Raw genomic sequence first — 21,967 nt, 5'->3', positions numbered from 1 at the left:
AGGGACAGGCCGATAAAACGGTTTGAAATCCTCATGAGATCACCTCGCGGCATGAATTGACGGTTACCTCGCCCTCATCCAATCCTTGAGAATCGAGGATTGCAGCGCATCCGGGTTGGCAATCGGCAGGATCTTGAAACTCCGCTGCATTTTGTGCCCGAGAGTGACCTCGACCTCGATATCCTTGCCGGCGCGGGTCACGGCGAGCTTGATTTTGTCCCCCGGCTTTGTGGCAGCGATGGCCGCGTTCAAGGCCGTGGCGTCGACCCTGGTGCCGTCCAGCGCCCTGATCTCATCGTTCGTGGCCAGGTTGGCCTGCCGGGCGGGAGAGTCCCCCTCGATCGCCGAAATGATGGGCTTGCCGTTCACGTCCTCGACAACCGCTCCGAGATAGGAGTCAGGCAGTTCGACCGGTTTCTCCAGTTCCAGGCCTGCGTAGCCGAGATACTTGTTATAGTCGATGTCCATTGTCGTCGAGGCGTAGTCGAAGACCTCTTTCAGCGAAACGCCGGCGACGGCTTCGCAGGCCGCCCGGAACTCCTCGTCGGTCCAGCCGCGTTGGAGCTGCTTGTAGTATTTCTGGTAGAGCGTCTGCATGACGGTGTCGAGTGACTGCTGGTCTCTCGTCTCATGGCGGATCTTGAAGTCGAGCAGCAGTCCCAACGCGGAACCCTTGCTGTAATAGGAGATCGATTTGACGATGCCGGTCCTGCCCCGGCCGCCGAACGGCCCCTGGGTCCAGCTGTCCCAGCTCGACTGGGTCGCGGACTGAAAGAGATGCCCGGTATTGTTTTCGTAAGCGCCAATGTCCTTGCGGAAATTGTCGAGGAGTTCCTCCTGATTCATGAATCCGGCACGCGCCACCATCAGGTACTCGTAATAGGAGGTGAAGCCCTCCGATACCCAGAGCATGTTGGTCAGGTTGGCCCTGTCATAATCGAATGGCCCGAGCGCGATCGGACGGATGCGTTTCACGTTGTAATTATGGAAATACTCGTGCGCCAGGAAGTTCAGCGTGCGGTTCGCGCCCGCCTTCGTATCCAGCCCAGGATTGCCCGTGAATGGGACGGTCGTGGAGTTCAGATGTTCGATGCCGCCCGCACCGGAACCGATGCCCAGGAACGTGTAATGCTTGTACGGGATTTCGCCGATGACCGCGATGCCCTGCGCGACGACCGCTTTCAAGTTCTGCATGAATTGCTCGCGGTTGAAGTTGTTCCCCAGCTTGAAGCCGATGAAATAATGAGGAACGCCCTTGATCTCAAACGGCGGCAGGGAATCCAGATTCCCCATCAGGATCGGGCTGTCGTACAGGACATCGAAGTCCGGGGCCGTCACCGTGTTCGGGGTTCCCGGCGAGACGGGATCGAGGCCGGTTGCGATCGATGACCATGCCGGATTCAGCTTGATCTCGACGGTCACCGGGTGCGCGACCTGGCCGGCGACGTACATGAAGACGCCGGTTCCCACGATGTAACCCCGGTCTTCCCCCAGGTACGGGTCGGTCACAAACGTGGACGTGGCCAGCACATCATAGGTCACGTTGACCACCGGAGTATTGTCGGTCTGCACCTTCCAGGCGTTGGCCGCCTTCTCCCACTTGAGTTCCGTTCCCCGGCCGTCTTCGGCGCGGAAGTTCTGCACGTTTCTGGCGAAATCCCTGATCCCGTAATACCCGGGCGACCAGACGGGCATCCTGAAATCCTGCGTCGCACCCCGGAGCCCCTCGCAGCGGAACACCACATGATATGTATGGGTGCTCGGCTGCTCCATGGAGACGGTGAATGCCATCGTTCCCACCGGCCTCTGGCTTGAGGCGAACGTTGTGGCGAGAAGGAGCAAGGCACACAGGATGGCAAGTCGGGCTCGGTTCCTCATATCGTCCCCTTTCGACGAAGAAAAACGGTGGCGCCTGTCCTGACCGCATGAGTTTCGGCGACGAATCCGATATCGTGTCCGGATTGTATAGCTTTTTTTCAGCAAAAGACAAAAGCTCTTTACACTATTTCAAAATTGTGTTCCACCCGTATTGCTACTGCTTCACGCGATACAAAACGTTATCTTTGTGCGCCAGATACTCGACGACGAGTGCCTTGCCGTCCCGAGCGACAATTTGGGCAATGTGGCGGCCATCCTTGCTAACAACTTTGTTGTTACCATGGTATAATTTCACCAATGTAGCGATGGAGATGCAACATGTCCGAAACCGTGCTCTGGGGACAGGGGCCCGACATCATCGAAAAACCGGCGGTCGAATGGCTGGCTGCGCTGCGCGCCAAGGCGCCGTTGCGGAGGGAGCAGCTGCGTCTGGCCGGGCCGGGCCGCCGGGTCCGGGAATACGCCGTCCGCGAGCTCGCGCGCAACTCCGGCCGGCCGCTCGAGCCGGAGCGGATTGCGTCGGCCCTGGCGCTGCCCCTGGCGCAGACGCGCGGGATTCTGCAGGACCTCGAAAGGGGGCTCTTTTACCTGGCCATGGATAGCGGCGGCAGGGTCTCGTGGGCCTTCCCCGTCACCAGCGTCCGCACCCCGCATCAGTTGCGGCTGAGCACCGGTGAAACGACCTGGGGTGCCTGAGCGGAGGACGCCTTCATCACGCCCTTCGTGCAAGGGCGCCTGCGAAACGAGTTCCTCAAGGCCGAACTTCTCACCGAGTGCGGACATTGCGGCCGGAGTATCGAACTGTGGGTCAACAGTGAATTGCATTGGGGCGTGGCCGATCGTCAGGCCGGACCGCTCATCTTCGAGCCGGACGTCGACTGGAGCCGGTTCACCAAAACCAGCATCATTGACGACTATTGAATCAACTCCCTATTCTTCTGGTCAGAAGAACACGCGCGAGAATTCCGGAGCAGGCGGAGGCAGGCGGATGGGCGCTACCTGTCGTTGGACCAGAGTGCAGTTTCGAGTCGGATCGCGCAGTCGGCGCTGTTCGACTTTTAACCGAGGTGTGTTTTCATGGGCAGGGCGAAATCGCAACCGCGACTGGAGGTCGAGCGCGTTCAGACCGGTGTGCGCATGGAGAAGCGGATCCTCAAAGTTCTGAAGGCGCTGGCGGAATATCATGATTGCAGCCTGGGCGACCTGCTGGAAGGCATCGTCCTGCATGCCTTTGAGGGCAAAGCTCCATTCAGCGCCGAAACGATGCAGAGAATCGAACAACTCAACCTTGTGTACGGGCTCGATTTGACGGCTGCCTCCAGTCATCGGCTGAGGGAGTCCGCTCCGCGGCTAAAACGACGCTCCCGCCTGAAATGAAAAAACCGGAAGCGCGAACCGCACGGGCCCGCCTCCTGCTTCCGGCTTTCCACTTCAGACGGGGCAGCTGTTACCAGGACCTCTCCGGCAGCGGCATGACCAGGAAGGTCTGCACCGGCCCGATGGGGGTAACGGTGTCGCCGACCATCTTGCCGAGCACGGTACGATACCGGCCGGCCGCGCCGATTTTTAGTTTGCTCCGCCGACGGAGTGTAAGATACCATCGCTGGTAGCAAGATATGAGGTGGGAGGTCCCGGTCGTCCTCACGGTTTTCATAACCGATGCGCCTCCGATTCCCCTCCGGCCCTATCCGAAGAAAATGAAAAACAGCCAGGATCCTGATCATTCTCCTGCAGCAGATGACCCGCGGCGTCATCTGGCTTCAGTTTCGGTTTTGCTGGATCACCCCCAAGTCCAGGAGATGCTGCGATGGTCCGGCCGCCCCCTGGTGCTCAACGCCATCCGGGAAGCGCTCGATGGGTACCGTCGTCAACTCAAGCCGGACGACGCGCCCCCCTCTTCCGATCTTATTGTTCAAAAAGTCAACGAGTCACTTCTCCAGATTGAAGGCGAGCGGCTTCGGCCCGTGGTCAATGCGACCGGCATCATTCTTCATACCGGCCTGGGGCGGGCGGTGCTTGCCCAGCGTGCCGTGGATGCTCTGGCCGGACTCAATCGTTGCTGCAACCTGCAAATTGATATGGCAACGGGCCTGCGCGGAAAACGCAATTTCGTGAGCGAGCAGCTGATTTGTCAACTGACTGCGGCGGAAGCCGCCATGATCGTAAACAACAATGCCGCTGCCACCCTGCTCATATTAAGCGCACTTTGCCGGGGCCGGGAAGTGATCGTTTCACGCGGCCAGCTCATCGAGATTGGCGGTTCCTTCCGCCTGCACGAATGCATTCAGGAGAGCGGGGCCATCCTCGTGGAAGTGGGCACCACCAACAAGACGCACTTACGGGACTACGAAAACGCCCTGAGCGAGAAAACCGGCGCCGTCATGCATATCCACCCCAGCAACTACCGGGTGATGGGCTTCAGCAAAGAGGTGCCGGTGGAAGAGCTGGCGGCGCTCAAAAAGAAGCGGGATTTGCTGGTTGTTGACGACCTGGGGTGTGGGGCTCTCCTGGACCTGCGTCCGTTCGGGCTTCCCCACGAACCCACGGTTCCGGAAAGCATCGCTGCCGGAGCGGATGTGGTCTGCTTCAGCGGCGACAAACTGATTGGCGGCCCGCAAGCCGGTATCATAGCCGGACGCGGCGACCTGATAAGAAAGATCAGGAAACATCCGCTGACTCGCATGCTGCGCGTCGGCAAGATGACCGACATGACCCTGGAGCATACCCTGCGCCTGTTTCTGGAACCCGAAACTCTGCTCCAGAGCAATCCCACGCTGCGCATGATCACCATGAGTGCCGAAAGCATCCGGCAGCGTGCCTTGCGCCTGAAAAAGGAAATCGAGAGCGGCTCCCCCTCACTCAGAGTCCGCCTGATCGAAGGAGAGAGCGCCACCGGGGGCGGTTCACTTCCCGTCACCCCGCTGAAGACTTTTTTGCTGGCAGTGTGTTCGGCAAAGATGTCCGCCGACGCACTCAATGTTCAGCTGCGGCGGAATGAACCACCCATTATCGCACGCATCGAACAGGACGAAGTGCTGTTCGATCTGCGCACGGTTTTCGAAGACGAAGAAAAGCAGATCCCGACCGCTTTGGGAAACATCGCGCGCCCGGCTGCTCATCAATCATGAACGTTGATATCCAGCGCCGCCGGAAAGTAATGGCACGCTCGCAGGCTTTACAGCACTGCGTCTGTGACCCCAGGAAATGCTGTCCCTGCGATATCTTCATCAATCACAACGTCTGCCCCTGCGCCGGCGAGAAAATGCCGGTCCACGGCAGCACGGTGCCGCTCACCCGGACAGTCAGCAACACCGGTTGTGCCTCCAAGATTGCTCAAGGCGACTTGATCCGTATTCTTCGCAACCTGCCGCCGGTGGCCGATCCCAGGGTGCTCCTGGGTGCCGCGGCAGGAGATGACTGCGGTGTCTACCAGCTGGACGACGGGCTGGCCCTGGTCCAGACGGTCGACGTCTTTACTCCTTGCGTCGACGATCCCTATCTCTTTGGACAGATTGCCGCGGCCAACTCGCTCAGCGACGTCTATGCCATGGGCGGGCGCCCGCTCACCGCTCTTTCAGTCGTTGGTTTCCCGATCGATGATCTTGACGGCAGCCTGATGGAAACCATGCTTCGGGGCGGCATCGACAAACTCAACGAAGCCGGATGTGCTCTCATCGGCGGTCACAGCATGAACGACAGGGAACCCAAGATGGGGTTTGCCGTCACGGGGCTTATCCAGACCGACAGCGTCATTCAGCGGGGAAAGGCCCGGCCCGGGGACCTGCTGGTTCTGACCAAACCGCTTGGAACCGGAATGATCGCCTTTGGAGTGCAGATCGGACGCCTTGTCCCCCGCGCCTTGGAGGAAGCCGGCATTTCCATGGCGACCCTCAACCGGGATGCCGCGGAACTCATGCAGGAATATCAGGCTCACGCCTGCACCGACATCACCGGATTCGGCCTGGCAGGCCACCTCGTCGAAATGGTCCGTACCAGCGGGGTTTCTGCCGAGATTGACTTGTCGCGAATTCCCGTTTTCGCAGCCGTGCGGGCCTGTCTTGATAACGAGATCCTCCCCGGCGCCATTGAACGGAACCAGGAGTATGCCATGGCCTGGATTCGGGCAGCCGATCCGGAGGCCGGGCAGGATCTGCCGCTACTTTATGATCCTCAAACCTCGGGCGGTCTGCTGGTAGCGTTGCCTGAGGAGAGGGCCGCGGCATATGTTGAAGCGATGCACAACCTGGGTCACAAGGCCACGTCGATCATCGGCCGGATCCAGGAAAAGACAGGTCCTGAAAGTGAAGTTGTCGTGGTCGATGCACATCTCGGCCGTTTTGTCGCAAATGAAAAAGGGGACATGCCGCATTCCCGGTATCATTCTGATCTTGCGGACGATAGTAGCAGGAAGAGCGGAATGTCCCCTCTATCACCGGAGGAAATCATGGTCCCAACCAAACCGAGACAGGAGGGAAACCCCGCCAATCCCGCGGCTGGTCACTCCGCCCCCTCTGAATCTGCCTGTTGCGCATCCCCGCCGGGGCCGGGAGCTGAGATATCCGAGGAGGACCGCCTGGCCCTTTTCAAGGACTTCATGAAAGCGGCCAACCAGCCGGGTCTGATCGATCGCCGGGCCAAGAAACTGATGGCCATTGCGCTCTCGGCCGTTCAGCGATGTGAGCCCTGCATGAAAAGCCACGTCAAATCAGCACTCGCCATGGGCATCACGCCGGCTGAGATCGATGAAGCTGTCCAACTGGCAGTCTCTTTCGGCGGCTGCACCGTCATGATGTTCTATAGTGAGATTCGCAAAGAACTGAAGATCTGATCCTATGAGTCCGCGGCCGCCCGGTTTGCTTCGCCCAGAGCTTAATCCCGACGTCATCATGATGATGGCGACGGCCGGCCATGTCGATCACGGCAAGACCAAGCTCGTGCGCCTGTTGACGGGGTGCAATACCGACCGGCTCAAAGAGGAGCAGGAGCGCGGCCTCACCATTGAGTTGGGTTTTGCTCCCTGCTGGATCGGCGGCAATTTGTGCGTGGGGGTGGTCGATGTGCCGGGTCACGAAAAGTTCGTGCGCACCATGGTGGCCGGCGTCTCCGGCATCGACCTGGCGCTCCTGGTCATAGCCGCCGACGACGGCATCATGCCTCAAACCATAGAACACGTGGAAATCATGTCCATGATGGGTGTGCGCCACGGCATGGTGGCGCTCACAAAAATCGACCTGGTAGACAAGGTCCTGGTTGAGCAGCGCAGCGCGGAGATTCGTTCCTTCCTCAAAGGCACCCTCTTCGAAGGTGCGCCGGTCTGCCCGATCTCCTCGGAAACGTTCGAAGGTTTTGAGCCTTTCTATGAGCACCTGGTCGAACGCGTGAAGGCCAGTGTTTCCACGCGGGGGCGCGGCATTTTCCGGATGCCCGTTGCACAATACTTCTCCCGCCCCGGTTTTGGCACGGTCGTCACCGGGATTCCGGTGGATGGCTCCATTTCGATAGGGGCGCAGGTTGAGTTAACCCCCGGCGGTGGGACTGGCCGCATTCGCGGCATCCAACGATTCCTGCGCGATGCCGGCGAGGGAGGTTGCGGCCAATGCCTGGCTCTGAATATTCCCGAGTTGCCCAAACTGCAATTGGCGCGAGGCCAGGTGGTCTGCCTGCCGGGTTACCTGCATCCCGTTCGTCAGGTCCAGGTAAGGCTCACGGCTGTCAGCCGGCTGGAAAGGCCGCTGCAAAATGCTGAATTGATCAAATTTCACACCGGCACCAGCGAAACAGGAGGCAAGCTTTACTTGCTGGAGGAAAAAGTCCTCCCCGGCAGCCGGCAGAGTTTTGCCACCATCCTGCTTGACAGCCCGATCGCCGCAGCGGCTTACGACCGATTCATTCTCCGGCGCCTCTCGCCTGCAACGACGGTTGCGGGCGGAACCATCATGGAGGTAAGTGAAGAAACACGGCGACTGCCGCGCAAGGAACAGGCGCACGATCTCATGGCCCAGCAGGCCTTTCTTGAAAAAAACGTTCCCTCGAGTGAGCAATGGGATGCCGGGCGAGTGGAGTATTTCCTGCTCCATGACAGGCCCATGGGAGCCTCTCCGCAGGAAATTTCGGCGGGAACGTTGCTGCCCATCGACACCATCCGCCGGATCATGCCTCGCCTGAATCGCGACAGCCTGGTGATTGCCTTGGAGGCAGAATATTTCATACATGCTCACAATTACCGGTCTTTCTATGACGCCGCGCGAGAACGGATCCTGCAGGCAAGCAACTCCAAGCAAACGATGAGTCTTCGGCGTGAGGAGCTGCGCCAGGAATTGAACTATCCCGCGCCTTTGTGGGACAGGCTGTTGCTGGAACTGGAACAGGCGGAGCTCATCCGTCCTCAAGGGCACAAAGTAGTGCTCCCGGCGGCAGCGGAGATGATGGATCAGGCTGAAGGCCCCTTGATCAGGCGTCTGCTCGATATATACGCGCAAACGGGCTTCAAATCACCGCGGCCTGATGAGCTGCCCGGCATGCTGAGCGAGTCCGAGGAAAAGATCCATCGGGTGCTCGAGCACCTGTTTGACCAGGGAAAGCTGGTTTCTGTTTCAAAAAACGTGGTTTTGAGTGCACAATCATTCCATCGGGCGCAAGCCCGGGTCGTCGCAATCATCCAGGAAAAAGGAGTGCTTAACTCGGCAGACTTTAAATATGAAATCGATTCCAGCCGAAAATATGCATTAGCCATCCTGGACTGGCTCGATGCCCGGCGTGTCACGCTGCGAATCGGCAACGACAGGAAACTGGCACCCGATTATCAGATACACCTTTTGTGAAATGTCCATGAAGATTACGCGCGAAAGAATCCTCCAAATTGTTCTGGGGCTCGCAGCAGTCATCTTCTTGATCGCCGGCAGCTACCGAGAGCACAAGGTCTACGACAAATCCAAGGAGGAGTTCGGGCTGCGGAGTTACACCGGAATAAGCGAATACAAACTGGTCGAGGATGCCACCTTCAGCGGCACGATTCGCAAATGGGGCGAGCTGTACAGCACTTACGATCGTGCTGTGCCGAAGGGTAAGATGGCTTGTCCTACTTGACAATGATATACCGGGCAGTCATGGCGGCTGCCACTCTATAGCCAATGCAAAAACGGCGTACGATACAATATATTTCTCTTCTGCTGCTGCATAGCTCGTGGGGCCCGGAATTGAAGTGGCTCTGTAATCCGGTTCTCAGCTGTCATTCGTGCGCGCTGTCCTGGTTCGCCTGCCCCATCGGGGTTTTCGTCCATTTCTCCGGATACCACGTTTTCCCTTTCCTGCCGCTGGGGATGGTCCTGCTGGCGGGTGTATTCCTGGGGCGGCTGCTTTGCGGCTGGGTATGTCCGTTTGGTCTGCTGCAGGATCTGCTTCACAAGATCCCTTCCGTCAAGGTCATCCTGCCGAATTGGACCAACTATATCAAGTATGCCCTCCTGTTTCTGGTGGTCATCCTGACTCCTTACCTTTGGGGTGAGAGCACGCTGTACTCCTTTTGCCGGCTCTGTCCCGCAGGCACTCTCCAGTCCAGCGTGCCGAGCGTGATTGCGGCGGGCTTTTCAACATTTCAAAGCGCGACCCTGGTGCGCTGGTTGGTGCTGCTGGCCATTCTGGTGTTCGCGATTGTGAGTGCGCGTTCCTTTTGTAAAGCGCTCTGCCCGCTGGGCGCCCTTCTGGCTCCATTGAACTACTTGAGTGTGTGGGCAATCAAAGCGCCCCAGGAAACCTGCCTGAACTGCAAAAAGTGCGATGCCGCCTGCTCGATGGATATCCAGCCCTCGGTCCGCATCAACCAGGGGATCCCTGCCAACCGCGACGCCGAGTGCATCGTCTGCCACGAATGCCAGACCGCCTGCATACACGAAAATAAAAGATAACAGTATTCTTAACCCGGATTATTCATGAATGTGCGACCAAAATGCAGTTTTGGACGCGGAAAAGCTCCAGCCTGCGTTTATCCGCGTCCAATTCTGTTGCTTTTCACGGGCGTGCGGTTCTGCTTTAATAATTCACGTTAAACCGGGAGAGGCGCAGCGCCTTTTGAGCCTCCATCTCCAACTCTCCGCAACTTCAACTGTGGTCCGCGCGCTATGCGTTGATCTTTTGGTCTCCATCAATGTCAATGCAACAGCAAAATAGGTGGATTCGGCGCGGCGGACTGGCTTAATATGTAATGAGATTACCGGGCACTGCTATTCACCTGAAGCCATCGGATATTGTGTGAGACCATGATTTCCAAAACCAAGAGAGTAGCTTTCACTCGCCTGTTCAGGAAACCTTCTTTTATTCTCTTTTTCGGCTGCCTGCCGGCATTGTTTATCGCTCCGGGCATATGCCTTCTTCACCTGCCCGCACAGGCTCAAACGCGGTCCACGGGGGCGGTTGTCTCCTTTCCCCTGAACTACGTCAAAAAAAGCACCGTTTTTCCCATCAGCCCGGGGAAGCAGGAAGTGAAATTCCGCAAGGAGCCGGATTTCGGCAGAGACAAAATCTTGCGGCGCGCGCTCGTGACCGGGCCTGACAAGAACGACTTCATGGGATTCGCCGTCAACTTCACGGAACGAACCCTATACCTGGACCTCAATCAAAATCTGGATTTGTCCGACGATCCGCAAGGCATCTATAAGGGAACGGGAGGCAGCAGCTCTCTCCAATTCAAGGATGTCCAGGTCAGTCTCCACAAAAACGGAGTGGATCGCTTCTATTCATTGGACTTACTTCTAATCAACGGAAACATCGCCTATCTCTATGTAACATCCTCCTACAATGGTGATATCGAGCTCGATGGCAGGAAATGGCGGCTCATGGTGCAGGACAATCTCGACGGGGAAATCAATCACCAGGACCGGTTCTCAATCAGTCTCATTGCCGGCAGTGCCGAAGATAGACAGCGGGGCCTGGCCTACGATGCGATGCCGGTCTCAAAGGACCTTTTTCTGTGCGGCCACAACTACCAGGTGGATTTCAGTTTTAGCGCCGGATCCGAGGCCTTCGCGCCCCTCACCGCCCATTTCACGGAAATCAATTCGCCCACGGGAGAACTGATCCTTGACGGTCAATTCATTCAGCGGTTGGTTCTTCAAGGGGAAGACGTGCTTGCTCTTGTGGATGTTTCAGCCCAGTCTACCGTTCTTCCGATCGGGAAATATCGTGTTCAGGCGATTTATCTGGAGTCTCCATTCACGAATTCCTTTAATGCGACCAGTTTAGATCAAATACCGCAGTTTTCCCTCGTCCCGGGCACTCCGTATCGCTTGAAGGCAGGCGGGCCATTGGAAAGTAGTGTTACCGCAGCGGTCAGCGGCAATGTCTTGAAAATGAATTATGTTTTGAGGGGGGCCGGCGGGGAACAGTACGCGAATGTCAATCCGGACCGCAGTAAGCCACCCCGATGGGCCATCTATAAAGGTGATCGCCAGCTGGCGAGCGGCAATTTCGAGTTTGGCTGAGGCGGAACCTGCGCGTACTCATGGCGAGTACCCTACTCTACTTCCGGCGATCTCAAGATTCTCACTTCGTACGACCTGGGCGCTTTGAGCCCCAGGCAATCGACGCCAGTCGTTGTTCATTGGCCCCTGATTAGAGTGCTGGCGCCTTGTCTACCCTTGCTCATCCTGTTGCCCTTCCTGCTTTTGAAACCCAATCGCCAAGCCAGGGCCTGGTCAGTGCTGGTTCCGTTCGGGGTGATCGTGGCGATCATGATTGCGGGCCAGTGGCTGCCATCAACGGGGCTGGCCGACGGCTTCGCCTATATGTATCCGTACATCGTCATGCTGGCAAGCAGCCTGGGCATCCTCGTCCTGTTGACCTACGCCATCCCTTCCGGGTCCTCCATAGCGAGATATCTGGTGGTTCCGGCGCTGGCTGTCTTGCCGGGTGTGTTGATCTTGTTATTCGTACAGGGAGTCGGACAGACTGAAAGTGCGATCCTGCTTACAGGTTACAGCCTGGTTTCAGTGGTACTGCCGCTCACTCTGTTCCTGGCGGGACGGCATTGCAGAAAACGCTGGAACCTGGGGCGTTTCACTGGATCGTTTCTGCGGTGGGATTTCATATTGGTGTCAGTGCTGAGCGTGCTTCTTGTGGCAGGCGCGATTCTGATGGCACCTCCTGCCGGGCATCAATGGTGGCGGGTGGTTTTGGCGTTTGTCGTTCTCGAGGTGTTTGCGACATCCCTGCTTTTTGCTCTTGTTTTCCCGTTTATTCTTACGGTTTTTCTAAGCCCACTATATCGTGAGCGGCTGACGGCAGCCTTCAAGGTGGAGCCGGTGCCGCGCCCGGAGCCGCCCATGATCGAAGAAGTTTCAGGATCGCCGGGCGATGCCGGGTAAGGGAAATGAAACCGCTGATGAATCCGGATTGAACACGGACGACTGTCTGCGTTCATCGGTGTTTATCGGCGGTTTTGTGATTGGCTTCCACCATCGGCACGGGCCGGCCATGAGGCATAGACACTGCGGATATGCTCGATGGCAGCGTTCCGGCGAAGATTGAACTGCCTCAGATATTCATTTCCAGCATAGTGGCGTTGCTCCGGTTTGGGGTTGGGGCCGTCCACTGCCACCATGTCGTGGTCGGGAAGACATCGATGCCACGAAAAATCCGGTGAGGTCTCCAGGTCGTCGGGAAACGTGGTGAACCAGCGCCACCACTGGCCGCTGATGAGGCTGCCCTTCCAATGAGCGGCAGCCTGGCCCGGTGTCGATTGACAGCCCGGCAGCGGAATGAAGGACTGAAAATCATAGACGAGCTGGTCTGGAGGCGGCGGATGCATCGGGTCGAACGGCTCAATGGATCCATCACCCTGTGCCGGCGCGAAGTCGGCATAGAAAGAATGCGCATAGAAATCGCCGATGGCATGAGCCGCAAGCGCGAAATCTGTCAGATCGCCCGTGGCCAGCCGGCGTCTGACGCGATCCCAGGCGGCGTCGATGTAGGCAAAGTCAAAATGATCGCGAGGATCATAGCGGAGAACATCGGTGTCCACCCAGAGACTGGCCCGCTTGACGCGCTCGAGGTCATCGTCAGGCATGCCGGCGAGAGCTTCATCGAATATGCTCCAGTGCACCTTCGCCGCGAATCGAGGCTTGTAGCTTTGCCAGAATTCACGATCTTTGCGGGTTCCGACGTAATCGGTAAGAGTCCTCGCCGCGGCGGATTCGGCGGCATGCAGTCTCCACACGTGATTCCTGTTGAAAACAAAATGAGGAACATATTCGACGTCGGGATGCTTCTGCCGCAGACGGATTGGCCGCGCCGGACGGGAAGGGTGCGCCCTGCGACCCTCATGAACCAGGGCCACCGGTTCCAGGAGTTCCCATGCACCTCCTTCGTTTTGATAGATGACCCACGCGTGATCCCAGCGCTCGGTCTTCTGCGGACCGGTGTGATTCACCACCGTTCCCAAGGCGACACGGAGGCAATAGGGGCTGATGCCACTGGCCTCGAGCAGGGCAGCCAGGAGAAACGCGAGATCCTCGCAGTCCCCTCCCCCCAGCGCCAGTGTCTCCTCGGGAAACAGCCACTGATCGAAACGGCGCGGAGACCACCGGTAGTGAAAACGGGACATGTATGCGGCGACTTTGGCCAGGCGCAAATCGAAGGTCCCTGATTCCCTCGAGAAAAAGCCTGCGCGTGCGGGGCCCGGCAACTCATCAATCAGCATTTCCAGGTGTTTTCGAACGACCGCATTATCCTCGATGGAGAGAAATTCACGGAGATCAATCGGATAGTGCTTGCGCTTGCCGCCGGGGAGGGTTCGGGAGGCCGGAATCACAGTATCGTGGACGATTTCGTCCCCCGCCCAATTCCATTTCTGGTAAGGACGCACATGACTGGTCTGCAAGCACATGATTTCCTGCCCCTTGAAAGTATTCCCTTTTCCGGGTATCCCCTGACTCTGTCGCGCTGAAAAGAAAAGTCGAACGGGTCCAAGTTATGGATTGTGAATCCCAGGTCACTGCTTGTTGAACACCGCCACGGATCTGACCCGCTAGCCCCGTGCGTCAGTGCTAATGCAGGTAGTGGTAAGCGTCTTGCCGTCCGGGGAAACCACGACGGTTTCCCTCACTCCGGGCCGCGCGTCCCCGCGCTACCTGATCAGGATCAGCGCCGTCTGCCGCTTTTCGAGGAAGGCCGCGCCGTTCTTCGTGAAGGCGGCATCCTGCTCGAGTGCAAACGTGACCTCCTGGTTGCCCCACTCGGGCACGTTGGCTTTGACATTCAGCTCGATCGAATGAACGGTGTCCTCATGCAGCTGGAAATCACCCAGGCCGGGGACCCCTTCCTGACGGTCCCAGAGCCCGACGATCGGCCCGGCTGCGTGGCCGTGAACGCCAAGAGGATGGGTGTAGATGCTCGGATTGAGGCCTTCAGCTTTGGCACGCGTCAGTGCCGCGAGCAGGATTTCGTTTCCGGTGCGTCCAGTCTTCATTTCGGCAAGATGGATGTCCTGGAGCCGGTTCCCCTGAGCCAGCCCGTCTTTCAATCCCCTCGGCGCATCGCTCTCACCATCCTTGAGGACGTAGGCCAGCTGCTGCGTGTCGGTGCAGAGCTTGAGGTACGTGATTCCGAAGTCGCAGTGGAGCATGTCCCCGCGGTGGATGACCTGGCTGTCCTTGTACGGGCTGTCTTTCGGCCGCTGGATGGAAATCGACGGCTGGAACCAGTTTGTCATTCCCAGTTGGCGCGTCCGTTCCCGCATCCACCACACCACGTCGTCAGTCGTGGTTATGCCGGGCGTGATCACATCGCGCGAGAACGCCTGGGCGATGAGGCCGTGGGCGATGGCAACGATCTGCGGGTAGACCTCCAGTTCCTCGCTCAAGCGGCGCTCGAGCCAGCGGATCGCGAGGCGCTCGGCCGGCTGCAGGCGCGCAACGTACTCGGCGGGAAGCGCCGAGACAAGCTTCTTTTTGAGCGTAGCCGTCAACCCGTCGCCGTAGTTGAAGGTGTCGGACTCGTTGATGCCTATCTTCTTCGGATTGCGCTCTTTGATGATCTCCGCCAGCCTCACCCACTGGTCGATTTTGTCCGGATTCCAGGCGCTCCGGTAGAGCAGCCCGATACCTGACCGGCTGACGGTGAGGCGCTCGATTCCTTCGGAGCCCTTGTCGAAGAACACCAGCATCGATGTGCGGCTCGCATAGAGCGACGTGAACGGCACCAGCGCGAAGAAGACGGGATCCTCGTTGTTTTCGCGGCAGATGACGAGCCACATGTCGAAGCCTTCCTGCCGCATCAGTTCCGGCAGGATCCGTTCCAGCCTGGTCTTGAGCCAGGCGTCATAAACCGCCGCCTGCGCCCGCAGCGTCAGGATCGCGGGGCGGTCTCCCGCGGCCACGGCATCGGCAGCGACGCCGGCCTGGGCTCTGGCAGCAAACTCAGGCCGGAGAGAAGCCGCGACCACGCCCATCAGTACCAGTACCGCCAGCCCGATTTTCCGAATATATGGGGACATCGACCTACCTCCCGGGAAGAGATTCAGGGACGATTGCCGTTGTGATCTCGACGGATAGCCTCAGTCTGTTGCTCAATATCGGTCTTTATGACCCATTTTTGCCAGTGTTTTTTGTGACTGAAAAGCAAGAGATCAACGCTGAGGGCGCAGAGAGGGGGGAGCGCGGGAGTGAGATGAGGAATGTTCTGCGCTCTCTGCCACCCTCGACGTCCGCCGCGTCGAGCCGTTGCGGCTCAATGTATCTACCCCCTCTTTGCCAGTTCGCGGACGGCACGACCGACGGCCTTGAGGTTCGGGACGTGCATTTCCTCGTATTCACGGGAGACGACAATGCCGCCGGCGCCGGCCTCGAAGGCCTTGAGGGTGGCCTCATAGATTTTTTCGGGATCGTCGGGCGGGCTGCCGGGGACATCAAAGCCGATGCCCGAATAGATTTTCGTTTTTCCGTTTGCCGCAGCCACGCTGCGCTTGGTCTCGCGGTAGACGTAATCAGGAGAAAAACCTTTTTGCGCTAGCTCGTCGACCTTCGGCTCGATGTTTCCGTCATAGCCGAAGAGCGCGTAATAGATCCCGAGCGATTGCTCGAGCGATAGTTCGCTCAGGATGGTCCGCCGAAAGCGGTCGAGATACCATGAGCGGATGCGCCCGCCAAGCACGCCGTGGTAGAGGATGAGCTTGATGAAATCAGAATAGGGGGCCATTTCCTCGTAGCTCATCTCGGCCCGGTAGACGATATCCCAGCTCGAGGGCTGATGGTCGACGTGCCAGCCGACCTGCGCCGAGGGCTTGATGGCTTTGATCGTGTCATACATGCCCTTCATAACGTCCTCGCGTGAGAGGCGGTACTGGTACTCCCAGGAAAGGATTTCCGGATAGCGGATCAAGTGCCGGAGGAAGACCGTGAAGACTCCTTCGGCGGGTTTGGGATCCCCCGCAATCCGTTTGCGCACGTACTCGTACAGTGTCCTGTAGCCTTCGCGCGCACGCTCGGGATCGATGCCCCTGGCCTTGCCGCGGGCGATGCAATGTTCGCAGAAGCAGGACGGCGGTGCATCGTTCCAGGGCAGGATGACGTTCATCAGCGGACCCATGCGCTCTGCGCCCCACTGGAACCCGTCCAGATCGTAGTTTCGGAACATGTCCTCGACGACGGCGGCCCAGAAGTTCTTGTAGTCGGGATTCGACCAGCAGCCCACGCCGGTGCGCTTGCCGTAGACATCGGTCGTCACGACGCCGGCAAAGTTCTCGATCGAGGCGCCGGAACTCTCCAGGATGCGCGCGTAAACCTTCATGCCGCGCCGGCGCGCCGGCTCTGCCATCTCGGTGAACAGGTCGCGGTTGGCGTACTCGAGCTTCGGATCCGTCGGCCGGACGCGCAGGCGGGTATTGCGGAAATACTGATCATGGTGCTTGACCCACACGGAAGGCAACGGGCTGCGATTCACCCGCGGAGGCTTGCCGTGATCGTTCGCCAGCGCGCTGGCCGGCTTGCGCAGGTCGGCGTGAAAAGCATGGCTGTAAGTAAAGACGGCGTTGATGTCCGCAGTTTCCTTGATCAGGTCGAGACAGGACTCGATGCCTTCGTCGAGCATGGTGTGCGGGCCCATCTGAATACCGTTAAAAAGGGCCCGCGGCGCTTGGTTGGTCGACGCCCCTGGACTACTGGCGGTGCCGGGCCTTTGCTGGACCTGTGCCGATCCAGACCGGCCGAAGCCCGCCTCGGCCGCGCCAAACGCAAGAGCGAAACCCCGCACAAAATCACGCCGGCGCATCGCCGGCCTTCCGGACGAGAATCTTGTTTGCCTGGTCATAGAGGCCCCACTGAGATTGAGAACGACAATATGCCAGAACGGGGGCACAAAACTCATTTAAATTGTGAGCGGCATCGGCATCGATTGACGCCGTGGTAGGCTGCTGCTAGCATGAAAGTTTCTTTCGCGCCGGCCGCGATGGTTTTCAAAGAGATCGCCGGTGAGCAGGAGTGTTGCATGAACAGCCCGCCATGCGCCCGGGGCACACCCTGCGACGCATGAAAATCGGGGCGGTGTTGGGAGACATGGGGCGGGTCGCGTCTGGCAGCTGCGCCCGGCAAAGTCTGTTTTCGGAGCAGGGACTATACTGAAGGAGAATGGCATGATTCCGCGAAAAATTACGTGCCGGATATCCGGCTACGCCATGCTGTTGGCTTGGACTTTTGGAATCGCAGCGGCCGGGGCTGACCAGGGGACAGCTCAGAAGCCATCCTCGACGCAGGCCGCAACGCCCGCCAGGAGCGAATCGGCTGTCCGACCGCCCGAGCTGAAAATCCAGCCGCATTCGTTTGCGAACGGCTTGCAGGTCTTGATGTTCGAGGATCACTCGGTGCCGGTAATCAATCTCCAGGTGTGGTATCACGTCGGTTCCAAAGACGAAAAGACGGGGCGCACCGGTTTTGCCCATATTTTCGAGCACCTGATGTTCAAAGGCTCGGCGCACGTGGGGCCGGACGAGCACTCGCGCATCGTGGAGGCCGCAGGCGGCTTCGACAACGCCTACACCAACGACGACGTCACCGTCTATTGGGAAACATTCCCTTCAAACTACCTCGAGCGCGTCATCTGGCTGGAAGCCGATCGCATGGGCAGCCTCAATGTGGACGAGGCCAACTTCAAGTCCGAACGCGAGGTGGTGAAGGAAGAGCGCCGGGTCGGCGTCGAGAACTCCCCCTATGGCCGCGTCGAAGAGGATCTCGCCGACGCCGCCTTCACCGTGCATCCCTACAAGCACACCACCATCGGCAGCATGGAAGATCTGAACAAAGCCTCCCTCGAGGATGTACGCGAATTTCACGGCATTTACTATCGCCCCGACAACGCCACCATGATCATCGCGGGCGACTTTGCTCCCGCGCAGGCGATTGCATGGGTTGAAAAGTATTTCTCCGGCATTCCCAAACCCAGCGCACCCATCCCGCGCGTCACCGTCCAGGAACCGGCCCAGAAGGCCGAGCGCCGCCTCAACAAATGGTATGGATCGCTTTCGCCGCTTCAGGCAATCGTCGCCGGCTATCACATGCCTGCTCAGTTCACCCCGGATTCATATCCGCTCATTCTTGCTTCCAATATCCTCTCAGGCGGGGAGAGCAGCCGGCTCTTCAGAAAACTGGTCTACGAAGATCAGATTGCCGTGCAAACTGCCGGCATGGGTAACTTCACCGAACACCCGAACCTCTTCTACGCCGTCGCACTTCTCAACCCGGGCAAGAGCATCTCAGCCGGTGAGAAAGCTCTGGAGGCAGTCCTTGAGCAGATGAAGACCCAGCCGGTCGATCCCATGGAACTGGAGAAGGCCAAAAATCAGCAGATTTCAGGCGACATCCTCGGCCGCCGCTCCTTGCAGCAGAAAGCCGATGCCATCGGCCGCGCCGCTGTGATCGGCCGGGATCCAAACCTGGCCAACGTTTCCCTCGAGAGCTTTCTGCGCGTCACTGCCGCCGACATCCAGCGCGTCGCGCACCAGTATTTTGACAAATCCCAGCGCACCGTTTTATTGATCGAGCCGCCCAAGCCGGCGGCCAGGTAAGAGCGGGAGGACTATTTATTATGAACAATAATTCCTTTTCTCGAAGAACGATCGGAATTTTGCTGCTGGGCGCCTTATGGATTGCGGCGTGTTCTCGACCACAGCAGCCCCAGAGTGAATCGGCATCCAAGAGCGGCATGCAGACGAAAGGCACGGGCATTGTTCCTCCGGGAATGAAGCTGGCTGCGCAAATGCCCGCGGCGGCGCCGGCAAAGCCCTATACATTTCCCAAAGCAGCCACGCGCACACTCGAGAACGGCGTGCAGACGTTCGTCGTTTCCGACAACGAACAGCCGATGGTGACGGTGCGGCTCGTGCTCACGGGTGCCGGATCGGTCAACGACCCCACCGGCAAGCCCGGTGTTGCCGCTACGACGGCCGACCTGCTGACACAGGGTACTGCCTCACGCTCGGCTCAGCAGATTGCGGAAGCGATCGATTTCGTGGGTGGTGCGCTCAGCGCCAGTGCAGACAACGACGGCGCCTATTTGACCATCAGTGTCGTGAAGAAGGATTTCGGGTTGGCCATGGACCTGCTCTCGGACATTCTGCTCCGCCCCGCGTTCAAGAAAGATGAGTTGGAGCGCCGGCGCCAGCAGGCGTTGTCCAATCTCCAGGTTCAATACTCCGACCCGGGCTATATTGCGGAGGTCCTGCTGGAGCGGATTGTTTATGGACAGCATCCTTATGGCCTGCCCGGCAGCGGCACGCCGGACTCGCTCCAGAAGATCGCGCGCGATGATCTGGTGCGTTTCTGGGAGGCACATTTCGGGCCGGAAGGCGCTCTTCTCGCCTTCGCCGGTGACATCACACCCGAAGCAGCATTTGCAGCCGCGGACAAGTACCTCGGCAAAGGCGCTTGGCCCGCGCGCGGCGCCAAACCGGGCGCCCCTCCGGCTCCCGAGCCGACTCAGGGCATGCGCATCGTGTTCGTGGACAAGACCGACGCCAACCAGAGCCAGATCCGCATCGGCCGCCTCGGCATCCGGCGCAACAATCCCGATTACCTGCCGCTCTATGTCGCCAACCGGATATTCGGCGGCGGATTCAATTCCCGTCTTTCGACAGAAGTCCGCCAGAAAAAGGGTCTGACGTACGGCGCCTATTCCAGTTTCAACAGCTACCTGCAGGCGGGTGATTTTTCCGCTTCCACCTTCACGCGTACGGAGGCCACGGTCGAGGCAGCCAAGTTGATGGTGGACCTCATCGCCACAATGTCGACCGGTGCGCTCGGTCCGAATGAGCTTGACTTCGCGCGCGACTACATCGCCGGCGTGTTTCCCATCCAATCCGAAACCGGCGAGCAGGTGGCTTCGCGAATCCTGGCCGTAGCCCAGTACAATCTGCCTGCGGATTACAACGACACCTACCAACAGAAGGTGCTCGCGGTAAGTCCGGCGCAGATCAAAGAAATGGCGGGGCGCTATTTTGATGCGTCCAATCTGGTCATGGTTCTGGTCGGCAACGTCAAGGAATTCCGGGAGGCGATCAAGAAGGAATTTCCAAAAGCCCGCTTCGAAGAGCTGCCCTTCGAGAAAGTAAACCTGCTGGCGCCGAATCTGCGACGTCAATGATGGGGTCTTCAATCAGGGCTTCGGATCAATCATATGGCTATGGAATACGCACTCGACGGCAGGCCGGTTCTTGATTCTGAGTTCCGCAGGCGACGTGTGATCAACTGGATGTCGCTTGGATTTCTCTACGCATGCTTTTACATGACACGGTACAACTACACTGCGGTAGTGCCGGTCCTGGCGGATTTCTTCGGCTGGAAAAACACGGAGCTGGGTGTTTTCGAAACGATCATGCCGCTGGTATATGGACTTTCTGTGGTTTTGAACGGACCTCTGGCTGACCGGATCGGAGGCAAGCGAGGGTTTCTCTTCGGCGCCATTGGCGTGGCTTTCATGAATCTGCTCTTCGGCATGGCGAGCCTCGCCGTGGTGTCCCCGGCAATCTGGGCAGGGACGGGCCTCGCGCGCCACGTTGCCACCCCCGCGATGTTCAAGTTCGGTTTGTCCGGCGGCATGATTCTCACCCTCATGGCCATCGTCTGGGGCCTGAACGGTTATTTCCAGTCCTTTGGCGCGCTTTCTATTGTCAAGGTAAACGCGCAATGGTTCCACGTGCGTGAACGCGGCACTTTCGCCGGAATATTCGGCGTGTTGATCCGTATGGGTTTGCTGCTGGCATTTCAGGGTGTGCCTCTCATCCTGCTCGCATTCCAGTGGCAGTACACGTTCTGGATCCCCGGAGCATGTGTCGTCGTGCTCATCGTCATCAACTATTACTTCATGGAAAATTCCCCCAAAGATGCGGGATTGGGTGATTTCGAGACCGGCGATGACATTGAGGATGATGACAGCAAGCCATCATCCCTCAAGTTCGTGCTGCGGAAGGTCTTCGCTTCACGTGTGATGTGGATGATCGCGCTGGGATCGATGATGATCGGCTTCGTGCGCCGGAGCGTGGTGGATGCGTGGTGGCCCAAGTACTTTGTAGACTTCCACGGTGCCGATGATACGCTGTTCGTGACCTATCTTCCTTACATCGTGGCAACGTGGGGTATCGCGTTGGCCGGTATTCTGGGCGGATTCGCGTTTGGGATTGCTTCTGACCGGAGATTCGGAGGGCGGCGAGCTCCGGTAATTACGTTTGGATTTATCGGTATGGCGATCTTCCTCGCCCTTTTCGGTCTCTCGGATCTCCTCAGGTTCGGTCCAGTTGCTGCTGCCTGCTTTCTGGTTCTTCTCTCATTCTGTGTAAATGGCGCGCACGGCATGATCGGCGGCGCTGCTTCGATGGATTTCGGTGGCAAGAAAGCAGTGGCGACTGCCGCAGGACTGTTCGATGGCATGCAATACCTGGCCGGCGCATTTGTTGGCATCGGGGTCGGGTACATCACTGTAAACTGGGGCTGGGAATCATGGCACTGGGCGCCAATTCCATTCGCTCTGGCCGGCGCATTGGTGATGTCGCGCCTGTGGAATGTAATGCCCAGGGGCAGGCGCGTGCAGTGATTGCCCTGATAAAAAACCGGGA

At 58.6% G+C, this 21,967-nt stretch carries 18 protein-coding genes; 13 read left to right on the top strand and 5 right to left on the bottom strand.

Annotation, left to right across the window (positions count from 1 at the left end):
- Positions 1–63 precede the first annotated feature (63 nt).
- Positions 64–1,878 carry a PDZ domain-containing protein gene (locus LAP85_13735; protein ID MBZ5497457.1) on the bottom strand — a complete coding sequence of 605 codons (1,815 nt, stop codon included), beginning with the start codon at positions 1,876–1,878 and terminating at the stop codon, positions 64–66.
- 318 nt (positions 1,879–2,196) lie between these two features.
- Here LAP85_13735 and LAP85_13730 point away from each other — a divergent pair, with 318 nt between their 5' ends.
- From LAP85_13730 to LAP85_13720, 3 genes are all read left to right on the top strand, one after another.
- The gene (locus LAP85_13730; GenBank protein ID MBZ5497456.1) at positions 2,197–2,574 is read left to right on the top strand and encodes a hypothetical protein; all 378 of its coding nucleotides are present in this window, start codon (positions 2,197–2,199) and stop codon (positions 2,572–2,574) included.
- A gap of 27 nt (positions 2,575–2,601) precedes the next feature.
- Positions 2,602–2,799 carry a hypothetical protein gene (locus LAP85_13725; GenBank protein MBZ5497455.1) on the top strand — a complete coding sequence of 66 codons (198 nt, stop codon included), beginning with the start codon at positions 2,602–2,604 and terminating at the stop codon, positions 2,797–2,799.
- Positions 2,800–2,955: 156 nt separating this feature from the next.
- The gene (locus tag LAP85_13720; protein MBZ5497454.1) at positions 2,956–3,255 is read left to right on the top strand and encodes a hypothetical protein; all 300 of its coding nucleotides are present in this window, start codon (positions 2,956–2,958) and stop codon (positions 3,253–3,255) included.
- Positions 3,256–3,325: 70 nt separating this feature from the next.
- Here the strand turns inward: LAP85_13720 and LAP85_13715 are convergent, their stop codons facing one another.
- Entirely contained in the window at positions 3,326–3,532 is a 207-nt protein-coding gene (locus LAP85_13715; protein ID MBZ5497453.1) for a hypothetical protein, read from the bottom strand.
- Positions 3,533–3,632: 100 nt separating this feature from the next.
- Here LAP85_13715 and selA point away from each other — a divergent pair, with 100 nt between their 5' ends.
- The 7 genes from selA (at position 3,633) to LAP85_13680 (ending at position 12,236) form a co-directional block, all read left to right on the top strand.
- Positions 3,633–5,006: an L-seryl-tRNA(Sec) selenium transferase gene (selA, locus tag LAP85_13710; GenBank protein MBZ5497452.1), complete on the top strand. Its 1,374-nt coding sequence runs from the start codon at positions 3,633–3,635 to the stop codon at positions 5,004–5,006.
- Positions 5,003–6,706 (top strand): selenide, water dikinase SelD, encoded by a 1,704-nt coding sequence (gene selD, locus LAP85_13705; protein ID MBZ5497451.1) that lies wholly within the window; start codon positions 5,003–5,005, stop codon positions 6,704–6,706. Before selA ends, selD begins: the two co-directional genes overlap by 4 nt.
- Positions 6,707–6,710: 4 nt before the next feature.
- On the top strand, positions 6,711–8,699 hold the full coding sequence (gene selB, locus LAP85_13700; GenBank protein MBZ5497450.1) for a selenocysteine-specific translation elongation factor: 1,989 nt from the start codon (positions 6,711–6,713) through the stop codon (positions 8,697–8,699).
- 7 nt (positions 8,700–8,706) lie between these two features.
- Entirely contained in the window at positions 8,707–8,964 is a 258-nt protein-coding gene (locus tag LAP85_13695; GenBank protein MBZ5497449.1) for a hypothetical protein, read from the top strand.
- Positions 8,965–9,074: 110 nt separating this feature from the next.
- A complete protein-coding gene (locus LAP85_13690; protein MBZ5497448.1) occupies positions 9,075–9,782 on the top strand; it encodes a 4Fe-4S binding protein in 708 nt (235 codons plus the stop codon).
- A 351-nt stretch (positions 9,783–10,133) separates the two neighbouring features.
- Positions 10,134–11,354, top strand: coding sequence for a hypothetical protein (locus LAP85_13685; GenBank protein ID MBZ5497447.1), 1,221 nt, complete (start codon positions 10,134–10,136; stop codon positions 11,352–11,354).
- Positions 11,355–11,510: 156 nt separating this feature from the next.
- Complete coding sequence (locus tag LAP85_13680) at positions 11,511–12,236, top strand: hypothetical protein (protein ID MBZ5497446.1); 726 nt, start codon at positions 11,511–11,513, stop codon at positions 12,234–12,236.
- A gap of 62 nt (positions 12,237–12,298) precedes the next feature.
- Here the strand turns inward: LAP85_13680 and LAP85_13675 are convergent, their stop codons facing one another.
- The 3 genes from LAP85_13675 to LAP85_13665 form a co-directional block, all read right to left on the bottom strand.
- A complete protein-coding gene (locus LAP85_13675; GenBank protein MBZ5497445.1) occupies positions 12,299–13,750 on the bottom strand; it encodes a hypothetical protein in 1,452 nt (483 codons plus the stop codon).
- A gap of 246 nt (positions 13,751–13,996) precedes the next feature.
- Positions 13,997–15,364 (bottom strand): M24 family metallopeptidase, encoded by a 1,368-nt coding sequence (locus LAP85_13670; protein MBZ5497444.1) that lies wholly within the window; start codon positions 15,362–15,364, stop codon positions 13,997–13,999.
- Positions 15,365–15,606: 242 nt separating this feature from the next.
- Entirely contained in the window at positions 15,607–17,136 is a 1,530-nt protein-coding gene (locus LAP85_13665) for a hypothetical protein (GenBank protein MBZ5497443.1), read from the bottom strand.
- 361 nt (positions 17,137–17,497) lie between these two features.
- Between LAP85_13665 and LAP85_13660 the strand changes: the two genes are divergently transcribed.
- The 3 genes from LAP85_13660 to LAP85_13650 all read left to right on the top strand — a co-directional run bounded on the left by LAP85_13660 (position 17,498) and on the right by LAP85_13650 (position 21,945).
- Positions 17,498–18,925, top strand: coding sequence for an insulinase family protein (locus LAP85_13660; protein MBZ5497442.1), 1,428 nt, complete (start codon positions 17,498–17,500; stop codon positions 18,923–18,925).
- 137 nt (positions 18,926–19,062) lie between these two features.
- Positions 19,063–20,499 (top strand): insulinase family protein, encoded by a 1,437-nt coding sequence (locus LAP85_13655; GenBank protein ID MBZ5497441.1) that lies wholly within the window; start codon positions 19,063–19,065, stop codon positions 20,497–20,499.
- Between the two features lie 33 nt (positions 20,500–20,532).
- On the top strand, positions 20,533–21,945 hold the full coding sequence (locus LAP85_13650) for an MFS transporter (GenBank protein ID MBZ5497440.1): 1,413 nt from the start codon (positions 20,533–20,535) through the stop codon (positions 21,943–21,945).
- The last annotated feature ends 22 nt before the right edge of the window (positions 21,946–21,967 follow it).

The sequence above is a fragment of the Terriglobia bacterium genome, assembly GCA_020072565.1.
GTDB lineage: Bacteria > Acidobacteriota > UBA6911 > UBA6911 > UBA6911 > JAFNAG01.
The sequence above is the reverse complement of the archived record's forward strand: the minus strand, read 5'-3'. Positions and strand labels throughout refer to the sequence as shown.